We start from the raw sequence: 22940 nt of genomic DNA on the forward strand, positions 1-22940 counted from the left end.
CCGGCGATTCCCATGACGTCGGCGGCGGCTACGACTCCGCCGGGCCCGACGCCTCCGAAGGCTTTCCCGTAGCACTCAAGGTGCTGGTGGCAGGCGGGTTCGGCGTCGGCAAGACGACCTTCGTCGGCGCGGTCAGCGAAATCGCGCCGCTCAGCACGGAAGAGCTGCTGACCCAGGTCAGCGCCGCGACCGACAGCCTCGACGGCATCGAGTCCAAGACCTCCACCACCGTGGCGATGGACTTCGGCCGCATCACCCTCGACGAGCAGCATGTGCTCTATCTGTTCGGCACCCCTGGCCAGGAACGTTTCTGGTTCATGTGGGACGAGCTGTCCCAGGGCGCGCTGGGAGCGGTCGTCATCGCGGACACCCGAAGGCTCGCGGAGTGCTTCGCCGCCGTCGACTTCTTCGAGCGGCGCGGCATCGGTTTCATCGTCGCGGTGAACGAGTTCGACGGCGCCTACCGCTACGCCCCCGAGGAGGTACGGGCCGCACTCGACCTCGGACCGGACGTGCCCGTCGTGCTCTGCGACGCCCGGATCGCCAGCTCAGGCACCGGTGCCCTGGTCACCCTGGTCCAGCACCTGATCAACGTCACCTCCGCCCCGGCCCCGCTGACCGCCTTCGGAGCCCACACGTGACCCGGCACGCCGCCGGCCGGCTGCTGCTCACGCCCGTCGACCGCGACGCCCTCGTCCGTACCCAACGGCTGCGGACCCTGGGCCTGGGGGAACGCGCCGACGCCTCGTTCGACAACTTCGACGCCTTCGCCGACCGGGTCGCCGAAGTGACCGACGTGCCCTTCTCGATGGTCAACTTCATCGACGGGAACCGGCAGTTCTTCGCCGGACTGCACACCCCGGCCGGCACGCACAAGGGCTCCCACCTGGGCGCCACGGCCGCGGGCAGTGGCCGCGCCGGCCGGTACGTGGCCCTCGACCGCGGCTACTGCCCGCACGTCGTCGTACGACGCAAGGCGCTCGTCCTGGAGGACGTCTGCGACTACCCGCGGTTCGCCGGGAATCCGGTGGTCGACGACATAGGCATCCGCTCCTATCTCGGCGCGCCCCTCATCGACCGCACGGGCATCGCCCTGGGCGCCGTCTGCGCGGTAGACACCGTGCCCCGCCCATGGGGCAGGGCGGGGCTCGACATGATCAAGTCCCTGGCGCGGGAACTGGTCGGGCACATCGACCGGCGGGAGGGGAACAGCATCGGCGGCTGACCGAGGTCAGACCTCGACGGTCGTACCGTCCAGGAACGTCAGCACCACCGAATCGGCCTCCGACGCCGCCCGCACCCGCACCGAGTCGCGCAGCGCCGCCGGATGCACCGTGTCCCGGGACAGAGCGACCAGCGAGACATGGACGCTCCGCCCGCCCGGGTGCGGCCGGCTGAGCAGATACGGAATCGCGGAACGCGGCCCGTACGCGTTGGACTGGACGTCACGCGCCACAGCGGCCCTGCCGGCACCACCGTCCCAGCCATACAGCGCGACCAGGGCGCTGCTCAGACCGTCGGCGGTACGGGCCAGTGCCCAGTCGGGGCCCGACTGGGCGAACGGAGTCTCCGCGTGAGCGACCGTCAGCGGGAAGGCACTGCGCCCGACCGTCCTGAACCTGGACAGCCGGACCCGCACGGTGAAGATCGTGACCTCGGGCACGGGACGCGTGGCACTCTCCCAGGTGCTCGTCCACCCATAGGGTCTGTCCGGCCCTGATCCGCCGACAGACCCCGGGGTGGCCCCTCGGCCTCACCCCCGGACGCCGCTGGTCATCCGACCGGCGGCGTTCCCGTGCTCGCCCGCACCACCACCTCGCCCGCCACCCGCACGACCCGGGCCCGCTGCCCCGCGGACCGCTCCCGCAACGCCAGCGCGATCACGTCCTCGCCCATCGAGGTCAGCGGCAGCGCCACCGTGGTGAGCGCCGGTGACAACTCCCGTACCAGCGGGATGTCGTCGAAGCCCGCGAGCGAGATGTCCTCCGGCACCCGCAGCCCCTCCTCCCGCAGCGCGGCGAGCGCACCGACCGCCATCACATCGGTGACCGCGAACAGACAGGTCGGCCGCGGCCGGCCGCAGGCCAGCAGCCTGCGGGCCGCCGCATACCCGCCCTCGCGGGTGAACGCGCCCTCCACGACCCGGTCGAGCCCGATCCCCGCCTCCGCGAGCCCTTCCCGGAAGCCCGCGAGCCGGTCGGAGACCGTGGTCAGCGCGGGCGGCCCGGTGAGCACCGCGAACGTCCGGTGCCCGAGCCGCACCAGCGTCCGGGCGAGCGCGGCCGCCCCCGCCCGGTTCTCCGGCTGTACGGTGTCCACCCGCAGGCTGCGGTGCCGGCTGACGACCGCGACCCGTCCGCCGCCCCGTACGTACGGCGCCAGTTCGGCATCCATGGCCCGCTCCCACGCCCGGTCCTGGAACCCGGAGCCGATGAGCAGGATCGCCCGGGCGCGCTGGGCCCGCAGCATCGAGACGTAGGCGATCTCCCGGGCGGGCTCCCGGAACGTGGAGGCCAGCATCACCAGCAGATCCTGTTCGGCGGCGGCCCGCATCACACCACTGGACACGGCGGCGAAGTAGGGATCGCTGACGTCATGACATATCACGCCAACCGTACGGTTGTTGGTGGCGTTCGCGAGTGCCTGTGCGTGCGCGTTGGGGATGTAGCCGAGCCGGTCCGCCGCCGCCCGTACCCGCTCGCGCAGATCGTCGCGCACCCTGGCCGTGCCATTGAGGGCGCGCGAGGCGGTGGCGGGGGAGACGCCGGCCTCCCGGGCCACGGCGTCGAGCGTCACATGCGCCGCCGCGCGAGGGGCGTGGCGCGGTCCGCGGTGGTGCGGTTCCGGGTGGTGCGGTGTTCCCCATTCACTCAAGTCGACCCCCAAGGGCGCGGTGGTGGAAGGCGCGAAACTTGTCGACGACCTATTGACCTTGCGTGCAGGCAGTCATTAGCGTGGCGAAAACCTTACCAGAAAGCGCTTTCTGAAAGCGCCTTCTCGTCACCGCAGGATCGTACAGGTCTCCACAACTGCCCCAGAAGTGCAGGGAGTTCACAGTGAGTCAGAGTGTGTTGGCCAAAAGCCCACCCGAAACGGCGGGAGTCGTCCGGCGGGCCGGGCCCTCGGCGGGGGAGCGGTTCGCACGGGCGGCCGAGCAGAGCTGGCGGCCCCTCGCCCTGCTGCTGGCCTGTTTCGCCGTCTGGTGGGTGATCTCGGCGGCGGAGCTGGTGAAGCCCTACCTCGTCCCGTCGCCCGGGGCGACCCTCGACGTCCTCACCGGCAAGGCGGGCTATCTCTGGCAGCACACCTGGGTGACCACGTACGAGACGCTGCTCGGCTTCCTGATCGCCGTGGCCGTCGGTGTCCTCGCGGCGGTCGTCATGGTGTACTCCTCGACCGTCGAGCGCACGCTCTATCCGATCCTGCTGTTCGCCCAGGTCGTACCGAAGATCGCGATCGCGCCGCTGTTCGTCGTCTGGCTCGGTTTCGGAATCGGACCGAAGATCCTCATCGCCGTGCTCATCGCCTTCTTCCCCGTGGTGATCTCCATGGTCACGGGCCTCAAGGCGGTCGACCCGGAGATGCTCCAGCTCTCGGCGACGATGGGCGCCAAGCCCTGGCAGACCTTTCTCAAGATCCGCTTCCCGGCCTCGCTCCCGCATCTCTTCTCGGGACTCAAGGTCGCCGTCACTCTCGCGGTGACCGGCGCGGTCGTCGGCGAGTTCGTCGGCGCCAACGAGGGCCTGGGCTATGTGATCCTCCAGGCCAACGGCAACCTCGACACCCCGATGCTCTTCGCCGGGCTGCTCGTGATGTCACTCATCGGCGTCGTCCTCTTCGTCGCCGTCGAGATCGCGGAAATCCTGCTGCTCCCGTGGCACGCCAGCCGCCGGGACACCTCCGCCACCACCACGTACTGATTCCGTCCGACCGACTCCTTGTTACTTCGTCGCGGGAAGGCCCAACCCATGTATGCGCGCAGACTCCTGATCGGTGTCGTACCTCTCGTCCTGCTGGCCACGGCCTGCGGTGGCAACGACCCGTCGACCACCACGAGCGACTCGGGCAAGAAGCTGGACAAGGTCACGCTGACCCTCAACTGGTATCCGTACGGCGAACACGCGCCGTTCTACTACGGCAAGCAGCAGAAGATCTTCGAGAAGCACGGCATCGACCTGAAGATCCAGGCGGGCCAGGGCTCGCAGAAGACGGTGCAGGCCACCGCGGCGGGTCAGACCGACTTCGGCTGGGCCGACACCCCGGCGCTGCTCGCCGGTGTCGACCAGGGCGTTCAGGTGAAAAGCCTCGGAGTCTTCCTCCAGACCACCCCGGCGTCGGTGCAGTCCTTCGACGCCGCGGGCATCCGATCGCCCGCCGACCTCAAGGGCAAGACCATCGCGGGGACCGCGGGGGACGCGCTCTCCAAGACCTTCCCGATCTTCCTGAAGAAGAACGGCCTGGCCGAGTCGGACGTCAAGGTGCAGAACACCGACCCGGCGGGCAAGATCGCCGCGGTGATCTCCGGGAAGACCGACGGACTGCTCGGCTACGCCAGCGACCAGGGGCCCACCATGCAGGACAAGGCGAAGAAGCCCGTCTCGTACCTGCGCTTCTCCGAGAACGGGCTGAACTTCTACTCCAACGGTCTGCTCGCCGGCCAGCAGATCCTCTCCTCGAAGTCCGAACTCGCCGAACGCATGGTGCGGGCGGTCAGCGAGTCGTGGGCGGCAGCCGAGAAGGCCCCCGGACCGGCGGTCGCGGCGATGGACGGAGCCTCGGAGCAACTGCCGCCGGCCACGGTCCTGGCCGAGCAGTTCAAGACGACCCTCACCCTGCTGCACACCACCTCGACCCAGGGCAAGGCGCCCGGCGTGAACGACGAGGCCGACTGGCAGCAGACCATCGACGTCTTCGCCGAGGCCGGCATGGTGAGCAAGCCGAAGGCCGTCGCCGAGTACTGGGACGAGAAGACGGCACTGAAGGGATGACCATGCCGAAGCAGGACACGACACGGACCGGGGCGCCGGTCCCCGCCGCCACGGCGGCAGCAGCGGTCGAACTGTCCGACGTGGCGGTCCGGTTCCGCAGCAAGAAGCGCGATGTCACGGCGTTGCGCGAGGTGTCGCTCGATGTGGCTCCCGGTGAGTTCGTGGCCATCGTCGGACCGTCCGGATGCGGCAAGTCGACCCTGCTCAAACTGGTCGCGGGACTGCTGAAGCCGTCCGCGGGCGAGGTCCGGCTCGGTGGCGAGCAGGTCAACGGGGTGCGCCACGACATCGGTTACGTGTTCCAGCGCGCCGCCCTCCTGGAGTGGCGCTCGGCGCGCCGCAACATCCTGCTCCAGGCCGAGATCCGGAAGATGCCTCCCGCGCAGGCGCGCGGCCGGGCCGACGAACTGATCCGGATGACGGGACTGGGCGGCTTCGAGGACGCGTATCCGCACGAACTGTCCGGCGGAATGCAACAGCGTGTGGCACTGTGCCGGGCGCTGCTGCACGAACCGCCGGTGCTGTTGATGGACGAGCCGTTCGGCGCGCTCGACGCCCTCACCCGCGAGCAGATGAACATGGAGCTGAACCGCATCTGGCGGGAGACCCGCACCACCGTCCTGCTGGTCACCCACTCCATTTCGGAGGCCGTCTATCTGGCCGACCGGGTGGTGGTGATGAGCCCGCGCCCCGGCACGGTCTCCGAGATCATCGAGGTGGGGCTGGGCGCGGAACGGGAGTACGGCGAGACGCTCGGCCGCCCGGAGTTCCGGGAGGCGGCCGCCCGTATCCGCGACCTGCTGGGGGCGGCGTCGGCGCACGACTGAAGGTGCCGCCGGCCGCTGGGAACGCAACGGCCCCGGGCTGCGGTTGATGCAACCCGGGGCCGCTCCACGCACCCGCCCGGTCAGTACCGCAGCCGGGACAGATACGTATAGCTCGCCAGCGCGGAGGCGAACGGATCAGCCGGTGAGTCGTGCTCCACCAGCCACTGCTTCACACCGCCCCGCCGCGCCGTGTCGAACATCGCCGGGAAGTCCAGCACCCCCGAACCGACATCCGCGAAGTCCCCGTTCGGCGCCATGTCCTTCACATGGAGCGCGGGGAAGCGCCGCGGATGGCGGACGAAGAGCTCACCCGGCGCCGAGGCGCCGCCGTTGGCCGCCCAGTACAGATCCAGTTCGAAACCGACCAGTTCCGGGTCGGTCTCGGCGAGCAGGATGTCGTACAGGCTGACCCCGTCGACCACTTGATGGTCCAGGCCGTGATTGTGGTAGAGCAGCTTCAGTCCGGACTCGCGGGCGGCGAGACCCACCCGGTTGAACTCCCGGGCCACTTCCCGGTATCCGGCCGGACTGTGCAGTCGACCCGGCAGACTGGGTACGACGATCCATTTGCCGCCCAGCGTGTGGATGTCCTCCAGGGCCTGCGGAAGCCCGGCCCCTCTCACGGTGTCGTAGCCGACGTGTTCGAGGACGGCCCGCAGCCTCGTTTCGTCGAGCATCCGCCGGATGTCGGCCGCGCTGTGACCGTGCCGGCCGCTCACCCCGACCGTGGCGTAGCCGATCTCCGCCAGCCGCTCCAGGGTGCCCCTGAAGTCTGTCGCCAGCGGCGTGCGCATGGTGTAGAGGTGCATGCCGATTCCGGACGGCGGGATGCGCCGGCGGCGTTCGGCCCCGGTGGCGGAGGCGGTGGCGAGCCCTGTGGCTGCCGCGGCGCCCACGGCCGTGGCCAGGAAGGTGCGTCGTGTGCGGTCCATGCGGGTCTCCCTTCTCAACTCACGTCGATGCGTACAGAGCCGGTGCTGGTGTCGCCCTTGTCGTCGGTGACCGTGAGGTGCGCGGTGTACTCACCCGCGCGGCCGTAGGTGTGCGTGGCCGTCGCACCGTCACCGGTGGTGTTGTCGCCGAAGGTCCAGTGGTACGAGGCGATCGTGCGTCCGGCCACCGGCTCGACCGCACTGCTCAGTGCCACGGCGAGCGGTGCGGAGCCGGTCGCCGGAGCGGCCTGCACCGTGACCTTCGTGCCGGGCCGCTTCTCGACGCCGGGACCGTTGAAGTGCAGCCAGTCGACCGCGAACAGATCGGCCTTGTCGCCGCTCCACTCCGGGTTGCTGAACACCGCGTACAGCTTGAAGCTGCCGCCGGGATCCGTCAGGGCCGTCGTCGGAGAGACCACCTTGCCCCAGTCGCCGGTGTTCGGCACGGTCACCTTGCCGAGCAGCGGGCCCGTCGGCGACCCGGCCCGGAATTCGACGCTCCCGCCGATCCCGCCGGAGGCCGCACCGACGGTCACCGAGTCGATGTTCTTCAGGTTCACCGGATCGAAGGCGATCCAGTCACCGTCCTCGATCTCGGTCAGCCGCTTCCCGCCGGAGGCATCGGCCCGGTTCCCGATCACCGCACCGCCGTGCGTGCCGCCGGTCGCCGTGAAGTGCTCGGCCTCGCGGAAGGCGGTGCGCAGGGTGAGCGAGGTGGAACCGGTGAGCGCGGGTGCGTCCGGGGCACCCTTGTCCTGGTACTGGGCGGTGATTCCGTAGTAAAGGTTCTGTCCCGGGCCGTGGCTGTCGCCGGTGTCCGTGACGATCTCCCCCGCGCAGCCGGTGTAGTTGTCGAGCGGGTGCAGATGTGTGTCATGACCGAGCTGCGACTGCACGACCACCCGTGAACAGTCGATCGGTCCGCCCTTCCCGTCCTCCTTGTCCTTGACCTTCACGGTGAAGGGAATGGTGTCGCCGAAGCTGAACATCCCGCCGTTCGGCGGCTGTTTGATGGTGACCTCCGGGCGGGAGTTGCCGACGGTGATGTCCTGCACGGCCTGCGCCGTCAGACCGCCGGGCCCGGTGACCGTGAGCCGCGCGGTGACCAGCCCCTTCGTGCGATACGTGTACGAGGGGTTGGCGTCCGTCGAGTCGGTGGTGCCGTCGCCGTCGAAGTCCCAGGCGTACGTGACCGGTTGACCGCCGGGCACGCCGGAGCCGGCGCTGGAGAACGAGACGGTGAGCGGCGCCGGTCCGTTGTCCCGGCTCGCGGTGATCTTCGCGTCGGGCAGCCGGCCGTCACCGACGTAGTCGATCCGGTAGATGCCCGCGCCCTCGTTGCTGCCGCCGCGGCCCGTACCGCTGCCGAGCCCGAAGTCGATGACGTACAGCGCCCCGTCGGGACCGAAGTCCGCGTCGAACGGCTGGTTCCACTGCATGTCCTGGAAGATTGTGTTGATGGACTGGAGCTCACCGGCCTTGACGGGCGCGAACCGCGGATTGTCGAACGTCTGGTCCTTCTGCTGGAAGGAGAACGTCTTGAACCAGCGGCGGGTCAGCTCGTAGTTGATCCACTTCCCCTCGAAGTACTCCGGGAACTTGGTGCGGTAGGTGTTGTCCGGGTCGTAGTCGTACACGGGACCGCTCATCGGGCCGCCGCCTCCCGTGCCGAGCTCCGGGAATTCGGCGGACGCGGAGTACGCGTACCAGACGGTGGCGGGCTGGGCGGGCGGCAGCTCCCGCAACCCCGTGTTGTTCGGCGAGTCGTTCACGAGTGCCGCGCAGTCGAACTTCGGCCCCGGCTTCTTCGTCGTGAAGTCGTAGTCGTTGAACGGGGTGTTGTTGCCGATGCAGTACGGCCAGCCGAAGTTCCCCGCCTTCGTGATGCGGGTGTACTCGACCGTGCCCTCGGGCCCGCGGTCGGCGACCGCCGCCTTGGCGTCCGGACCGTAGTCGGCGACCAGCAGTGCGCCGCTCAGCGGATCGGTGGTGATCCGGAAGGGATTGCGCATCCCCATCGCGTAGATCTCCGGGCGGGTCTTCGCCGTACCGGGTGCGAAGAGATTCCCCTCGGGAACGGTGTACGTACCGTCGTCCTTCGGTGTGATGCGCAGGACCTTGCCGCGCAGATCGTTCGTGTTGCCCGCCGTGCCCTGGGCGTCCCAGGCGCGGCGGCCCGGGCCCTCGTCGATCGGGGTGAAGCCGTCCGAGGCGAACGGGTCGGTGTTGTCACCGGTCGCCGCGTACAGGTTGCCGGCCTTGTCGAAGGCGAGCGAACCGGCCATGTGGGAATTGGCCCGCCCCTCGCCCCGCCAGGTCCCAATGGTCAGCAACCGCTTCTCCGAGGCCGGGTCGACCGTGTTGCCGGTGACCGTGAACCGGGAGAGATTGAGCTGCTTCTCGGTCTTGTCGGAGTGCAGGAGATAGAGCCAGTTGTTGTCGGCGAAGCCAGGGTCGAGGGCGAGGCCGAGCAGCCCGTCGGACTGACTGGTCATCTCCGGTGTGTACGCGAAGTCCAGCGCGGTCGACACCTTCATCGTCCGCTGGTCGATGACCTTCAGCTTTCCGGTGCGCTGGGCGAAGAACACCCGCCGGTCGGGCGCCACGGCCAGCTCGAACGGGTCGGCGAGATCGCTGGTGGCCAGCGCGGTCCGCTGGAACGAACCGGTCCGCGTCGCCGTGCAGTCGCCCGGCTTCGCACCCGCGGCCCACACGATGCCGCCGAGGAGGTGCTGGACGAAGCCTTCCTCCTGGAACGCCGAGGACGCGTGCCCGCCCGCGGTGAACCAGGAGCGGCCGCCGTCGTAGTTCTGGCACCAGGACCACGGATGGTCCACACCCTCGTTGAGGCCGGTGATGCCGTCGCGCACCTTGATCTGCGCGAGGGTGTGCACCTTGGAGGTCGGGTTGGTGCGCCAGTTGTACCACTCCTCCGTACGCTCCCAGAGATCCGGAAGTCCCTTCGTGGAGGGGTGCGCGTGGTCGAGGACCTTGATCCGGCCGGTCTGTACGGCCGGGTGCTGGTCGAAGATCGCACCGACAAGCCCCTCGTACCAGTTCCAGTCGCGCTCACTCGCGGACGCGGCATGCAGACCGACCCAGCCGCCTCCCGCGCGGATGTACTTCTGCAGGGCTGCGCGTTCGTCGGCGTTCAGCAAGTCACCTTTCTCCGGGGTGGAGTTGGTGTTGTTGAACACGACTGCCTGGAAGCGGGCGAGATCGGTGTCGTTGAAGACGGCGGAGTCGTCGGTCGCCTCGACCTCGAATCCGTTCTCGGCGCCGAGTTTCTTGATCGCCTCGATCCCGGCGGGAATCGAGTCGTGTCTGAAGTTGGTGACCTCGGAGTAGACGAGGACCCGGAAGGAGGCGGCGTGGGCCCGGGGCGGGGAGGCCACCAGGAAGCCGACGATCAACGCCAGGAGGGTGGTCAGGGCGATGATCGGCGACGGAAGCCGAGGGGCGAGTAACGGTCGGTGGTGCGAAGGATGATGGCTCGGATGACTCATGGGCGCTCCCTGTGCGGTAGATTCCGACTGCGGGATTTAGAAAGCGCTTTCTGGAGTGCATGGTTCAGCGTAGGATCAGGTTCTGGTGGGGTCAATGGGTCGGGAGCGCACTCTGTGATTTCTCTGTGACGTCATGTGTTCCCGGCTCCTGTTACGTCACGTGTTCCTTGCGCCTGTGACGTCACGGGTTCTCGCGCCACTGCCGGGGGAGAGCGGTTGCCCCCGTATGAGGGCTCCCGCTCCGCTCGGCGACGGTGGAACGCGTCCGTGTGCTTCAGCCGCCGAGGAACGCGCCGATGCGCTCCCGCAGCCCCCGCGGATCCAGGCCGTGGGCGGCGAGGTGCTCGTCGATCTCCCCGTACTTGCGCAGCTCGGCCCTCCGCACCCCGAGCCCCAGCAGGCGGTGCGGCACTTCGATGAGCGTGTCATTGGCGACGGCCGTGGACGTGCCCGCCAGGTAGGGCTCGACGATCACCGCATCGGCGGCCCCGCTGCCGCCGACCGCCCGCCGCAGCCCGGCCCCGTCGAACGGGCGCACCGTCGTCGCGTACAGCACGGTCACGTCGAGGCCCTCGGTCGCCGCGAGGACGTTGTCGAGCATCGGTCCGACCGCGATCACCACCCCGCCCTTCCCCTCCCGCACCACGGTGAACCCGGTCCCCGCGCCGACCGGCCGCCCCTGGCTGTTCGACTGGAGCGACAGTCGTACGTACACCCGGCCGTCCCCGGACGCGGCCTGCCGCAGCAGCTCCTCGGCCTCGTCGGGGTGGCCCGGTACATGGATCGTCCAATCGTCGAGGGTGTCCATGAGGGCGACATCGCCCGGTGACATGTGGGTGAAGCCGCCGGCGGGCCAGTCGTACGAGCCTCCGGCGCTCACCAGCACCCCGCCCACCCCCTGATGGCCGAAGTCCAGCTTGACCTGCTCGAACGGCCGCTCCACCAGAAAGCTGGCGAAGGTGTGCACGATCGGCCGCAGTCCGGCGAGCGCCATCCCGGCGCCCGCGCCGATCAGCAGTTGTTCCCTGATCCCCACATTGACGACCCGGTCCGGATGGGCCCGCGCGGCCCGTTCGAAACCGTCCCGGCTGATCTCGGCCAGCACCAGGGCGAGGCGGGGGTCCTCGTCCAGCAGCTGCGACGTGGTCGAGATGAAGCGGTCACGCATCGTGTCCATGTGTCCCTCTCCGATTCGTTGTCTCTGCCCGTGGGTTCAGTGCTTCGGGGCGACGTGCGCGATCACGGCGCGCGGGCGTCCGGCGTGCGGCGCCGTGAAGGCCGCGTACAACGCCTCGTGGTCCCGCCCGTCGACGGAGGCGACCGACCAGCCGGCGGTCTCGAACCGGGCCGCGATCCCGCCGGGCCGGCCGTGCGATGCCGACGCGTTGTCGATCACCACGGTGTGCAGCTGCTCCAGCCCGGCCGGGCCCGCGTAGGCGAGCGCCTCGTGATTGCTGCCCTCGTCCAGCTCGGCATCCCCGATCAGCACCCATACCCTCGGGTCGGTCAGCCCCCGCGCCCGCAGACCGAGCGCGGTCCCCACGGCCAGCGGCAGCCCGTGCCCCAGCGACCCGCTGCCGATCTCGACCCCCGGCACCAACGTCCGGTCCGGGTGGTGCCCGAGCGGGGAGTCGTACGCCCCGAACCCCGACAGCAGCTCCTCGCCGAAGAAGCCGTGCGCGGCCAGGACGGCGTAGTACGCCATCGGCCCGTGCCCCTTGGACAGCAGGAACCGGTCGCGGTCCGGCGCGTCCACGGTGCCGGGCGTCACCCGCAGCACCCGGCCGTACAGCACCCACAGGGCATCCAGTGTGGAGGTCGCGGCGGGACCGTGCTTCTCGTCCCCCGTCATCAGGCTCATCAGCCGGTTCATGTCGCGGTAGCCGCCTGCCGGCGGGGTTGTCGTGTTCGTCATGACCCCAGCGTTGAACATCAAGTTTGGTTGAGGTCAAGCCGCGGGAAAGGTGTTCGTGACCGCCCGTCCAAGTGCGGTATTGTTCTCATGCGCGTTCGGCCAGGGGAAACCCCAGGTCAGACGGGCATCGGGACGTGGCGCAGCTTGGTAGCGCACTTGACTGGGGGTCAAGGGGTCGCAGGTTCAAATCCTGTCGTCCCGACTTGTGTTTTCGCAGGTCGCAGGCGGTATCGGAGAAATCCGGTACCGCCTTTCCGTGTTTCTTGGGGACCAGTTGGGGACCACGGGGTCTAGCGTCGCCGTCCTGCTGTCGGCTGGACGGCGAGGGTGAGGGGTGTGCGGATGGGGTTGAGGTGTGTGGTGAGGGCGTGGCCGGCGTTGGCGATCTGGGTCATGTCGGGGTGGAGGTAGCGCTGGGTGGTGAGGAGGGAGCCGTGTCCGGCGATTTTGCGGAGGACGTGGGCGGGGACGCCGGCGTCGGCGAACCAGGTGAGTCCTGTGTGGCGGAGGTCGTGGCGGCGCAGGTGTTCGTGGCCGAGTGAGGTGACCACCTCGTCCCAGTGGGTTGCGTCCCGTAGGGCGGCGGCGAAGACGACGACCTCGCGCCATCCCCCGGTCAGGGCGTGTGGGGTGGGCGGCCGCTTCTCCATGGCCGTGGTTGTGGTGTCGCACGGGCCGCGCAGGACCAGAACGGCGAGTTCGTCCGCCTCCAATCGCTCCACCTCTTTCCAGCCCGCGGTGAGCAGGCTGATCTCGTCCTCGTCGAGGGCGATGTCCCGTCGCTCGGGCGGCGTGTGCTCGGCCGTGGGCGTGATGACCACAAGCGCGCCACCGGGCCGCAGCCGCCTGCCGAGCGCATGCAGGACGCGGGTCCTGTCGCGCAGGAACGGGCACATCAGCCGCAGTCCGCGCAGCCGGGCAGTGTTTCGCCATTCGCCAGGCTGATTTGGCGGCGGACGAACTCGGGCAGGGCCAGGGCAGGATGGCCGAGCGGATCGAGCTGGATGCAGCTTCTGCTGCCGGTGGCGGTGCCACCACGTGCCCGGGCGTCGGGGGCCCCGCTGACCGGCATGCTTCTCGCGTCGCCGCCGCTCGGCGTACCGGGCGTCCTCGGCCAGCCGGAGCAGGCGGGCCTCGTGGAGCTCGTTCACCGCACGTTCCAGAGACTCGGGATCGGCGTCGAGGTCGCGTGGTATCGCGGCGCTGACCGTCAGGTGGTGGTACGTGGCGCGGAAGCCGTATGGGGCGTACGGAGTGAGGCAGGCCCGCAGTGCCGTGTGGCGGCGCCGCACCGGAAGCGTGCAGTCAAGCACGAGCCGGCGGTGCGTCAGGAAGCTCGCCATCAGCTCAGCTTTCGCAGTGGTGCGGTGATTGCGAGCGACCGGTCGACCGCACTGACCAGTGCCTGCGCCGACTGGGGCGCGTGCTGCTCGGCCCATGCTGCGACCAGGAGGAGGAAGTCCGCGAGGTCCTGCTGGACCCCGGCGAGCAGCCGGGGGAGCTCGGTCCGGGCGACCTCGATAAATGATGGGTATTGCGACCCGCTTTGCCGTATTCATCGCCAACGTGCACAGCCTGAAATGCTGGAAGCTCCGCACTGGCGGGAATCTTCCGCCCCATTACTAAAGCAGACGGAATCCAGTGCCGAGAAGCGGATTAAACGGGCACACAGGTCGGCGCCCGGAAGGCCGTGAAGGCGCATGTAAGGTGTGAATCAGCCCGAAGATCGTTGGCCGCGGCATCGGCTTAGCATCACAATTCATCCCTAAACGCCCACTCGGGAATCGGAAGGCGGCCTTTCGTGCGTCCGGGCGTGGTGGTCGCAGTGTGATCGCATGCCCGGGTTGGGGCTGGTTCGCGGTGGGTGGGCGGCATCCGGCAGAGTCGGTGGCCCCCTGGTGTGGCTGAGCGCTGTAAGTGGCCAGTCTGAGCAATCTCGTTGGCGACTATCCGCTGTCGGCGTCGCTCGCGCTGCCCTTGACCGTCACTGTCGCCGTCGAGCTCGCCCCGACACCCGCCCTCCCGTCCACCGAGCCGCCCGCGCCGCCCCAATCCGGGGCCGTGCGGGGCGCGCGGCGTTTCATGTCCGCCGTGGCCGCGGGAAAAGGGGAGCTGATCGCTGTATTCGGCGTACCTGTGATCAGCGAAACCCACCCGTTCCGTTAGCATGTTCGAGCTCGCAACGAGCACATTGAAATATGACAAAGCGGCTGAAAATTGATATCTACGGTAACGCGAATGTTTTCGCGAATAGACGGCAGAACCAGGTTCGCTGCATGGCGTCAACCACGCGTCATGCTGTGGGTCGCGGTGAGTGTGGCGGCCCTCGGATTCCTTATTGCACTGGAGGTCGCCGCGCGTCGCTACGGCGAGCCGGGGCCGATCACCGACCAGGCGCGAGAGGTGATATTCGCCCCCAAATCGGGGACGGTGTTGTACGTCAGTATGGCGTTGATGATGGTGGTGCTCACCTGGCGGCAGCGGTTCATCGCGGCCGGCGCCGCGATCGGCATCGACGTCGTCTTCTGGCTCGTGCGGTGGGCGGTCGACGCCGAGATGATGTTCGGCAACGGTGCGTTGTGGGTGACTTTGGCCTGTGCCGTCATCGCTGTCACGCGCCGCACCGACCGGGACCGTGTCCTGCTGCTTAAAGGCGTCGGACTGGCCCTGCTGCTGGTGGCCGGCCGCAAGACCGGCTACACCTGGCTGCTGATCACGTCGAAGACCCGCCCGGCGGTGCTCGACCAGTACGTGGCAACCGCCGATCATGCGTTGGGTAACCCGTCGTGGCTGGTAGGCCGGATTGTCGCGGCTACCGGCACGGTCGGCGCCCACGTTCTCGACTGGGTCTACATTCAGCTCGCGGTGGCCGCGGTCGTCGTCGCGCTGTACCAGCTGCGCCACGTGGCGGTCGAGCGCCGCTTCCCGGGCCATCATCTGGTGCGTACCTTTCTGGTCATCGGCCTGCTCGGGCCGGGCATCTACATGATCTTCCCGGTGGTCGGACCGATCTTCGCCTACGGCGCGGACGGGGGGCACTGGGCGGTGGCCGACCTGTGGCCGGACACGCCGCCGCCGGTCAGTACCCCGCACCCGATGCTCTTCGACGAGATCACCCCGCGCAATTGCATGCCCAGTCTGCACACGGCGTGGGCTACCGCGATCTTCATTCATTCCCGCAAGGGCCCGCGGGCTCTGCGATTCGCAGGCGCGTTCTGGCTGATCGCCACGCTCGGTGCAACGATGGGCTTCGGCTACCACTACGGCGCGGACATCGTCGCCGGTGTGGTGTTCACGCTCACGATCGAGACGGCGCTGCGCTCGCTCGACCGCGGCTGGGACCGGTCGGGAATCCAACTGGTCGTCTACGGCGCCGCGGTCTTCGCTGGGCTCTTGGCGTCGTATCGCTATCTGTCGGTGGAGATGGCCGGACATCCGTGGGTGTTCGGGCCGCTGCTCATTCTGGCGATGACCTCAGTGGTCTACGGCTACGTACGGACCACCAAGCTGTGGGACCGGAAGGCCGCGTCGGCGTATCTGCCGGAACCGCGACGCGAACCGCAGCCCGAACTGGTTTGAGTCATGTGGCAGCGGGTCGTGGGCTGAGCGCCTCCCGGGTGCGGCCGGGAGTGTGGCTGAGCGCTGTGGTTGGCCAGTCCGAGCGCTCTCGTCGGCGACTGTCCGCTGTCGGCGTCGCCCGCGCTGCCTTCGGCATCGCCACGGTCGCCGTCGATGTAGGCCCGGACGCATGGGGCATGGGGCTGGTGGTGGGGACCCGTCCGGATGCTCCTGTTGCCGGCCTGTGTGAGGTCAGCGCGCGGCAGCCGGCGCCCTGCGCAGTGGTCGGCATCCACCGATGCGGCTACCTACGGGTCTGCCGGCAGGGGGTGGTGCGCATGAGTGGTCCACTGTGCCGAAGCACGATAGTTGTCACCTACGAGAGCGACCGATCTGCCGTTCTGTGGTGGCGAGGCACGGTGGTTGTCACCGGATCAGCACGCTACTTGTCACCATCCGGTCGCGGGAGGGCGTGGCTCGTCTTCTCCGCGCGGGGGGTAACGGGGAAGACGCGGCACGCGCTTACAGGGAAGCGGAAACTGATTCACCTGGTGACTCGTCTTGGGGAGCGAGGGCAAGCGGATGGGAAGCCAGATGGAGCGGGCGGACAGCGGTGTGACGTCGACGGTGAAGGCAGCAGTGCCCCGGTGGGCGCGGCGCCGGGCTGGGCAGTGGGTTCCTGGCAAGGGCGAGAAGGAGGATGGGACAGGGTGGTCGGTCTGGACGCGGGGGCGGGTGCCCGCCGCGTTCGCGGTGTTGACGGCCGGGCTGCTGGCGTTCCACCGGGCAGTGCCCAACTCGGTGGGGCGCCTGGGCAGTTTGCTGGAAGCGTTCCTGCCTTGGCTGGGCCTGGTGGTCGTGGTGCTGCTCGGCGTGGCGCTGCTGCGCCGTTCGGTCACCGCGCTGGTGGCCTTGCTGCTGCCGGTGGCGGCCTGGACGTACTTCTTCGGCGGGCTGCTCCTGCCCGGGGCGGGGCCCGGCGTGCACGACCTGGTCGTGGTGCAGCACAACGTCAGCGACGAGAACACCGACCCGGCGGGCACGGCCCGCGCCCTGGCCGACGCCGAGCCCGATCTCATCGCGCTGGAGGAGCTGGTGCCCCCGGCGCTGCCGGTCTACGAGAAGACTCTCGCCCCGGACTACCCGTACCACACGGTCCGGGGCACTGTCGGACTCTGGTCGAAGTATCCGCTCACGGGTGCCCGCCTGGTGGACATCAAACCCCGTGGGATCACGGAGACCTGGAGTCGCGGGCTGCGGAGCGTGGTCCACACGCCGCACGGCGACATCGCGGCGTACGTCGCGCACCTGCCCTCGGTACGTGTCCGGGCGAGCGGCCTCGCATCCTCCTGGCGCGACGAAAGCGCTGGCCTGCTGGGCAGGGCCGTCGCCGCCGAGAAGCTGAAAACGGTGATCCTGCTGGGCGACCTCAACGGCACGGTCGACGACCGTGGGCTGGCCCCGCTGACCTCACGGATGAACGTGGCGGAACGGGGCTTCGCCTTCAGCTTCCCCGCCGCCTTCCCACTGGCCCGAATCGACCAGATCATGGCCCGCTCGGCGACCGTCGGCCACATCCGCACCTTGCCCCCCACCGGCAGCGACCATTTGCCGGTCACCGCCCGGATCGCACTGCGCTGAAGGAGTGGTCTCGGTGACAACAAGCCTGCCTATGTGACACCTATCGTGCTTCGGCTCATCCACGGAGCGTAGCGGTGGGGAGAGGCGCATGGCCGGCGTACGCGCAAGAGACATAGGGCTGTTTATGTTGTCAACGCACTTCTCTCTGGAGGGTTGGTTGCGGTCCGTGTACGCTGGGGGGTATGAAGGACAATGCCGCTTCACCGGTCGGCCCCCTCGTCACCGGTTCCGAGATTGCTCGGTTGGCCGGTGTTACTCGGGCTGCTGTCTCCAATTGGCGTCGGCGCTACGACGACTTCCCCGCGCAGGCGGGAGGTGCCGCGAACAGTCCGCTCTACGCACTCGCCGAGGTTCAGGCATGGCTGGACAAGCAGCGCAAAGGCCAGGAGGTGTCACCCGAGGTCGAGCTGTGGCAGGCCATGCGGGCCGCGTATGGGGAACAGATGGTCGTGGGCCTGGCCGAGGTGGCTGGGATGTTGACCGGAGCGCATGAGTCGGGGTTGCCGGGCGATGTCTCCACCCGTGTACAGGCGCTTGCCCGGACTGAGGCGCCCGTCGACCTTGTCAACGGACTGACCGAGCGATTTATGGACTCCGCGCGGCGTGCGGGATCGGACCAGGTGACCTCCGAGCGCGTGGTGCGTGCTGTGTGCCACTTTGCTCCCGAACTGCCGACCAACGCTGTGGTCTTCGATCCCGCCTGCGGAATCGGGGTGCTGCTCCTGTCCGTCGCCGTGGAAGCGGGAACGCGTTGTCGCGGCCAGGAGATCGACGCCGACAGTGCCCGCTTCGCTCAGCTCCGCGCCGACCTCCTGGACCGATCAGATGTGTGCATCGTGGCGGGTGATTCCCTGCGCGCAGACGGATGGCCGGGTTTTAAGGCGGACCTGGTCGTCTGCGACCCACCGGCCGGTGTGACCGAGTGGGGACGGGAGGAACTGCTGCTCGACTCCCGCTGGGAGCTCGGTACTCCCTCCAAGGCCGAAGGGGAGCTCGCGTGGCTCCAACACGCCTATGCGCACACCGAGCCCGGCGGCCAGGTCCTCATGGTCATGCCTGCCTCAGTCGCCTACCGCAAGGCAGGCCGCCGCATCCGAGCAGAACTCGTACGCCGGGGCATCCTGCGCCAAGTGATTGCCCTGCCGCCAGGGACGGCGACCTCTCACGCCCTGCCCGTCCATCTGTGGTCTCTGCAGCGCCCTGAGAACACGGGAAGCGCGGAGACGAACCGCACCGTGCGCATGGTCGACCTGACCGACAACAGTCCCGACGGGAGCCTGGAACCACGCCCCGACCAGGTTGCCGACGTGTCGCTGATCGAGCTCCTCGACGACACCGTCGACCTGACCCCTGGCAGCCATCTGCGGGTCCGGCACCGCGACTATCCCGGTGAGTACACCACCCTGCGCAAGGAGCTGGAGGACCAGATCCGCCGACTCGCCGCACTCCTGCCCGAGCTTGCGCCGGGCGGCGGACCGGGCTCACTGGAAGGCGCTACCACCAGCGTTGCGGATCTCGCCCGCGCCGGGCTTGTCGCGTACGACGGTCCGGAACCGGTCTCGGCCAGCGAGCAGTTGGACACGGACTATCTGCAGGGATTCCTGCGCAGCTCCGTCAATGCCCGCCGGTCCACAAGTGCCAGCGGGACCTACCGGCTCGACGGCAGGGGTTCACGCATTCCTCGCATGGGCATCGACGATCAGCGTCGGTACGGGTCTGCCTTCCGAGCCCTGTCCGCATTCGAGGAAGGCATGCGAAAGGTCGACGAGCTGAGCCGACAGCTCACCGCGGTCGCCCGTGACGGCCTCGCCGCAGGCGCCCTGGCGCCGGGGGAGTGAGGACCGTGCGGGGCACCCCGGTGGGGGCCCCGCATTGGTCCGCGCCGGGTGGCCGGTCAGGCGGCGCGGACCAGGAACGGGCTCGCAGCTCCGCTCCACGCCACGCGACGCTGTGAGGGGTGGAGAAAGACCCGCCAGGCCTCGAACGGCTTTTCCAGCATCTCCTGCAGCTCCTCCGGTCCGGTGACCAGGCGGATGCGTGCAGGAGTGTTGGCGATCACCGTGGCCAGGTCCTCGACCGGCTCGGCGGGCGCGTCGGCGGGCCGGCGCACGGCGACGACGTCCTGGTAGACCTTTTCCGGTCCGAATCCCTCGGCGAGGTACTGCAGCACCTCCAGCTGATCCTCCGGCAGGAGGCGCATCCGCGGGTCACGGGCGTTCCCGACGGACTCCAGGTGCAGACCCTTGTCCGCGTTGAGTTCGGCGGCACTCAGGGCCTGGAATTTCCCCATGGCCTTGCGTACACCGGCTCTCACCGGCTTCTCCAACGTGTCGTAGCCGTCCCAGAAACTCTGGGCGAAGGCGAGCCGGGGCATGAGGTCCCTACCTTCCTGCCTGACGGTGTTTCATGATCGCGGATGTGGTGTGGCCCCGGCCAGCCTTCCGGCGATTTCCCGGAGGGCCGACAGGATCTGTTCTGGTTCCCGGGAGAGGTCGAGGGTGTGCTGGTACAGCCGCACTCCTTGTCTGTCCTGCCCGGCAGTCGTTCCGCGTACCTCGTGGAAGCGCTCCGGTCGCCGTCCCGCCGCGTAGACGAGGTGAGCCTCGCGCAGACCGAGTACCGTGGCGTACGCCAGGGCCTGGTACAGGTCGGCGTTGTGGAGTCCGTCGGCCTTCTCCACCTTGTACTTGGCGTCGATGACGGCGAGCGGAGTGTGGCCGTCACCGGTGCGTAAGACGAGGTCGGGGCGCATCCGTACAAGGCCCGCGGTGTCGAGGTGGTGGGGGTCCTGGAGGCGCGCGGTCAAGCCGTGCTCCCGAAAGGCCTCGCGCAGAGCGACCGTGACGAAGTCCTCGAACACCTTGTTCATGTCGAGCAGGAAGCCGTCCACGCTGAGCGGGTCGGCGTCGGCCGGCCGGTGTTCGGGGGAGAAGCCGTGCAGGACGGCCTCGGCGAGCCGCAGTGCGGGCTGGTAGCGGGAGTTCAGGCGCGACGGCTGCCAACGCGGCAGTTGCTGTCCCCGTATCAATGGCCGGGCGTCGGCGAGACGTACGCGCTGATGGGCGAGGCGCCTGCGGACCGGGCCGGGGACTCCTGGCAGCCGCAGCAACCGCTCGGCGGCGGCGCGCAGGATGCGGTTCTCGGCGGTGTCGGCGGTGTACGCGTCGTAGGCGATCTCCACGGGCGGTGTACGGCCGAAGTGCCGCCGGATCTGCTCGGCCTCGCGCAGCCGCCCGCGCACGACCAGCCCGGACTCCTCCACTTCCCGGTAGCCCTGGAGGACGCCCTGCCGCAGCGCCGCGTCGATCTGCCGCTCCACGGCGTGCGCGAGGGCGGGGACGACGTCGTCGTACGCGCCGGTGTCGACGGTTCCCTCCCGGTTGTCGCGCCAGGCGCGTGCCGGGTCGAGGCTGAAGCCGAGGAGGAAGAACAGCCGGCTCACAGGGGTCTTGGGCATGATCCGTACGACCGGACCCCCAGGGGTGCGCACAGCGCCGACCTTGCTGCCCGCCCGCAGGACCCAGTGCCCCTCCCGGCCGGGATCCGGGGTCGTGCTCTGCAGGATGCCGGCGGCGGCGAGGGCCCGCCCGGCATCGAGGGACAGCGGTACGGAGACCGGGGGCCCGTACTCGCGCAGCGTCACATCGAGCGCGGTCATGGGCGCTGCTCGCGCAGCGAGGCGAGGCCGTAGCGGGCGGCGACGTCGAGCCCCTCTCCGTAGTGGTACTCCTCGAGCAGCGGGAGGATCTTCGTGCGCCAGGTCCGTTCGAGGCCGCCGTCGCGGTACACGCCCGGCTTCATCAGGTACGAGGGACCGATGGCGAAGTCCGCTTCGTCGATGCGGGCGTTGAGAGCATCGAGAAGGTGAGCGGGCTCCATGTCCCTGCCCTCGCGCCTCAGCCAGCGTGCGAGCAGCCCGGCGGTCGGCTCGGCGCGGGGGGAGAGTTCCACGAACGCGAAACGGCGCCGCATCGCCGCGTCCACCAACGCGATCGACCGGTCGGCGGTGTTCATTGTGCCGATCACGAAGAGGTTGGGGGGCAGCGCGAAGTCGTCCCCGGAGTAGGTGAGACGGACAGACCTCGTCCGGTACTCCAGAAGGAAGTACAGCTCACCGAAGACTTTCGCGAGATTGGCACGGTTGATCTCGTCGATGATCAGGAAGTGCGGGACGTGCCGATTGCCCTCGCGGGAGGCGAGATCGGCGAGCTCCCGGAGCGGGCCCGCCGTCAGTCGGAAGGCCACCTCCCGTGTCTCGGCATCCTCCACGGGCCGGAACCCCTCGAAGAAGTCCTCGTAGGCATAGGACGGGTGGAACTGCACGATCTTGACCTGCTCGGGGCCGCCGCCGAAGTACTCGGCCAGTTTCATCGCCAGGTAGGTCTTGCCCGTGCCCGGCGGGCCGTAGAAAACCAACTGCCTCTCGTCCGTGAGGAGTTCACGCATCTCCTCCAACCAGGCCCTGTCGTGGACGAGGAGGTCGGCCGCGAGGGCCTCGGCGACGTCCGGCAGTGCCAACTCCCGCTGCGCCGGCCGCTCGGCGGCGGCCTGCGGGACGGGGGCGTCGGCTGTTGTCGGGTCGGAGAGTCCAGTGAGCCCGTCCAGCGCTTCCAGGACACCGGTCAGGTCGACGACGTCATGCTGCACGGACAGCTTCTGCTGCACTTCCTCCGGTAGTTCCTCGTACGGGTGGCTGTCGGGCTGCCAGGCAACGGCTCGCCGCAGATTGGACAAGCCGCCCGGGGATGCGTTCTGCACGGCCTCCCCGGTGATCCGTCCGACGTGAAGCCGGCCGTCGCCGATGGTGGCCACCATGTCGCCGACGCGCATCTGTGTCAGGAAGGCATGCAACTCGTCGACGAGGCCCCGCTTCTGGTTGTACGAGGCCGCGCCCTCGTACCCCTCCTCGACGAAGCGGCGCAGTGCGCTCTTCGTCGGATCGCTCTCCTCCAAGGGCGGCAGATGCGCGCCCGCGAGTGAGACGATCCCCTCCTCCAGCCACAGTTGCCGCACCAGGTTGTGCCCCGAGACATTGGAGCCACGCACCAGCCACGCCTTGCGCGGGGCGCGCCAGCCGGTGGACAGGTAGTCGGCGAGCGGGTGGCCCTCGGCGGTTCGCCAGGACTCCGGGCCGGAAGCGTCGTAGCCGTACACCAGCGCCGCGGCAGCAGAGGAGGAGTTGCACACGATGTCCCGGCTCGCCACCCATCGCGGCGGTGCCTGCGGCCGGTCGGGATCCGTTGAGGCGTCGGCGAGCGCGTCGCTCTCGCGCAGCTCCGCACGGCACCGGCGTGCGTGGTCGCCGAGCCCGGGCCAGGCTTCGGCGGCCACCGACGAACCCTCCTGCAGGACGAACTTGTGCGTGCCGTTGCCGCCGAACTCGGTGAGCAGATATCCGCGCGCCTCACCGCCGTCCTTGGGAAGCATGATGCGGAACTCGGGTGTGCCGGGGAGACGGTCATGTCGCGGCATGGGTGACCTTCCGGTTCGGTCGTGAGAGCGCGACACCGCACAGCTTACTTGTTGACGTTGTCAATTGATTACTAGCCATCAGTGATCATAGGCGACCTGTC

Annotated in this window: 19 protein-coding genes, 1 tRNA gene and 1 pseudogene; 10 read left to right on the top strand and 11 right to left on the bottom strand. The window is 68.9% G+C overall.

Translation table 11 applies throughout. The features are described from left to right. Window positions 1–80 precede the first annotated feature (80 nt). Both OH735_RS33415 and OH735_RS33420 read left to right on the top strand, forming a co-directional pair. On the top strand, window positions 81–641 hold the full coding sequence (locus OH735_RS33415; RefSeq protein WP_406385384.1) for a GTP-binding protein: 561 nt from the start codon (window positions 81–83) through the stop codon (window positions 639–641). Further along, the gene (locus tag OH735_RS33420) at window positions 638–1225 is read left to right on the top strand and encodes a GAF domain-containing protein (protein ID WP_406385385.1); all 588 of its coding nucleotides are present in this window, start codon (window positions 638–640) and stop codon (window positions 1223–1225) included. Before OH735_RS33415 ends, OH735_RS33420 begins: the two co-directional genes overlap by 4 nt. A 6-nt stretch (window positions 1226–1231) precedes the next feature. On the opposite strand, the gene OH735_RS33425 is transcribed toward OH735_RS33420, so the two are convergent. Further along, on the bottom strand, window positions 1232–1663 hold the full coding sequence (locus OH735_RS33425) for a hypothetical protein (protein WP_406385386.1): 432 nt from the start codon (window positions 1661–1663) through the stop codon (window positions 1232–1234). A gap of 110 nt (window positions 1664–1773) precedes the next feature. Then, on the bottom strand, window positions 1774–2796 hold the full coding sequence (locus OH735_RS33430) for a LacI family DNA-binding transcriptional regulator (protein ID WP_406385387.1): 1023 nt from the start codon (window positions 2794–2796) through the stop codon (window positions 1774–1776). Window positions 2797–3056: 260 nt separating this feature from the next. Between OH735_RS33430 and OH735_RS33435 the strand changes: the two genes are divergently transcribed. The 3 genes from OH735_RS33435 to OH735_RS33445 are packed head-to-tail and all read left to right on the top strand — an operon-like array spanning window position 3057 to window position 5815. Further along, the gene (locus OH735_RS33435) at window positions 3057–3920 is read left to right on the top strand and encodes an ABC transporter permease (protein WP_406385388.1); all 864 of its coding nucleotides are present in this window, start codon (window positions 3057–3059) and stop codon (window positions 3918–3920) included. A 48-nt stretch (window positions 3921–3968) separates the two neighbouring features. After that, the gene (locus OH735_RS33440; protein ID WP_406385389.1) at window positions 3969–4988 is read left to right on the top strand and encodes an ABC transporter substrate-binding protein; all 1020 of its coding nucleotides are present in this window, start codon (window positions 3969–3971) and stop codon (window positions 4986–4988) included. Continuing rightward, window positions 4985–5815: an ABC transporter ATP-binding protein gene (locus OH735_RS33445; RefSeq protein ID WP_406385390.1), complete on the top strand. Its 831-nt coding sequence runs from the start codon at window positions 4985–4987 to the stop codon at window positions 5813–5815. Before OH735_RS33440 ends, OH735_RS33445 begins: the two co-directional genes overlap by 4 nt. Before the next feature lie 80 nt (window positions 5816–5895). On the opposite strand, the gene OH735_RS33450 is transcribed toward OH735_RS33445, so the two are convergent. The 4 genes from OH735_RS33450 to OH735_RS33465 form a co-directional block, all read right to left on the bottom strand. Continuing rightward, the gene (locus OH735_RS33450) at window positions 5896–6747 is read right to left on the bottom strand and encodes a sugar phosphate isomerase/epimerase family protein (RefSeq protein ID WP_406385391.1); all 852 of its coding nucleotides are present in this window, start codon (window positions 6745–6747) and stop codon (window positions 5896–5898) included. A gap of 14 nt (window positions 6748–6761) precedes the next feature. After that, window positions 6762–10253: a ThuA domain-containing protein gene (locus tag OH735_RS33455; RefSeq protein WP_406385392.1), complete on the bottom strand. Its 3492-nt coding sequence runs from the start codon at window positions 10251–10253 to the stop codon at window positions 6762–6764. A gap of 274 nt (window positions 10254–10527) precedes the next feature. Beyond that, window positions 10528–11430, bottom strand: coding sequence for a transketolase family protein (locus OH735_RS33460; protein ID WP_406385393.1), 903 nt, complete (start codon window positions 11428–11430; stop codon window positions 10528–10530). A 36-nt stretch (window positions 11431–11466) separates the two neighbouring features. Beyond that, window positions 11467–12168 (bottom strand): transketolase, encoded by a 702-nt coding sequence (locus OH735_RS33465; RefSeq protein WP_406385394.1) that lies wholly within the window; start codon window positions 12166–12168, stop codon window positions 11467–11469. A 128-nt stretch (window positions 12169–12296) separates the two neighbouring features. Here OH735_RS33465 and OH735_RS33470 point away from each other — a divergent pair. After that, a tRNA-Pro gene (locus OH735_RS33470) sits at window positions 12297–12370 on the top strand. An 88-nt stretch (window positions 12371–12458) separates the two neighbouring features. On the opposite strand, the gene OH735_RS33475 is transcribed toward OH735_RS33470, so the two are convergent. Together OH735_RS33475 and OH735_RS33480 are read right to left on the bottom strand one after the other, a co-directional pair. Next, window positions 12459–13064, bottom strand: coding sequence for a tyrosine-type recombinase/integrase (locus OH735_RS33475; protein ID WP_406385395.1), 606 nt, complete (start codon window positions 13062–13064; stop codon window positions 12459–12461). Further along, window positions 13064–13240, bottom strand: coding sequence for a hypothetical protein (locus tag OH735_RS33480; protein WP_406385396.1), 177 nt, complete (start codon window positions 13238–13240; stop codon window positions 13064–13066). The genes OH735_RS33475 and OH735_RS33480 overlap by 1 nt, the downstream gene beginning before the upstream one ends. A gap of 845 nt (window positions 13241–14085) precedes the next feature. Here OH735_RS33480 and OH735_RS33485 point away from each other — a divergent pair. The 4 genes from OH735_RS33485 to OH735_RS33500 all read left to right on the top strand — a co-directional run bounded on the left by OH735_RS33485 (window position 14086) and on the right by OH735_RS33500 (window position 19205). Next, entirely contained in the window at window positions 14086–14334 is a 249-nt protein-coding gene (locus OH735_RS33485) for a hypothetical protein (protein ID WP_406385397.1), read from the top strand. 129 nt (window positions 14335–14463) lie between these two features. Further along, a complete protein-coding gene (locus OH735_RS33490; protein WP_406385398.1) occupies window positions 14464–15747 on the top strand; it encodes a phosphatase PAP2 family protein in 1284 nt (427 codons plus the stop codon). A 714-nt stretch (window positions 15748–16461) separates the two neighbouring features. Beyond that, window positions 16462–17367, top strand: coding sequence for an endonuclease/exonuclease/phosphatase family protein (locus OH735_RS33495; protein ID WP_406386856.1), 906 nt, complete (start codon window positions 16462–16464; stop codon window positions 17365–17367). Window positions 17368–17549: 182 nt separating this feature from the next. Continuing rightward, entirely contained in the window at window positions 17550–19205 is a 1656-nt protein-coding gene (locus tag OH735_RS33500) for a class I SAM-dependent DNA methyltransferase (protein ID WP_406385399.1), read from the top strand. Window positions 19206–19300: 95 nt separating this feature from the next. Here OH735_RS33500 and OH735_RS33505 read toward each other — a convergent pair. The 3 genes and pseudogenes from OH735_RS33505 to OH735_RS33515 form a co-directional block, all read right to left on the bottom strand. Further along, window positions 19301–19741: pseudogene (locus tag OH735_RS33505) on the bottom strand (DNA helicase UvrD); the annotation flags it as partial. 30 nt (window positions 19742–19771) lie between these two features. Next, window positions 19772–21025 carry an McrC family protein gene (locus OH735_RS33510; RefSeq protein ID WP_406385400.1) on the bottom strand — a complete coding sequence of 418 codons (1254 nt, stop codon included), beginning with the start codon at window positions 21023–21025 and terminating at the stop codon, window positions 19772–19774. Further along, window positions 21022–22839 carry an AAA family ATPase gene (locus tag OH735_RS33515; RefSeq protein WP_406385401.1) on the bottom strand — a complete coding sequence of 606 codons (1818 nt, stop codon included), beginning with the start codon at window positions 22837–22839 and terminating at the stop codon, window positions 21022–21024. Before OH735_RS33515 ends, OH735_RS33510 begins: the two co-directional genes overlap by 4 nt. Between the last annotated feature and the right edge of the window lie 101 nt (window positions 22840–22940).

Source organism: Streptomyces sp. NBC_01618 (assembly GCF_045209435.1).
Classification (GTDB): Bacteria; Actinomycetota; Actinomycetes; order Streptomycetales; family Streptomycetaceae; genus Streptomyces.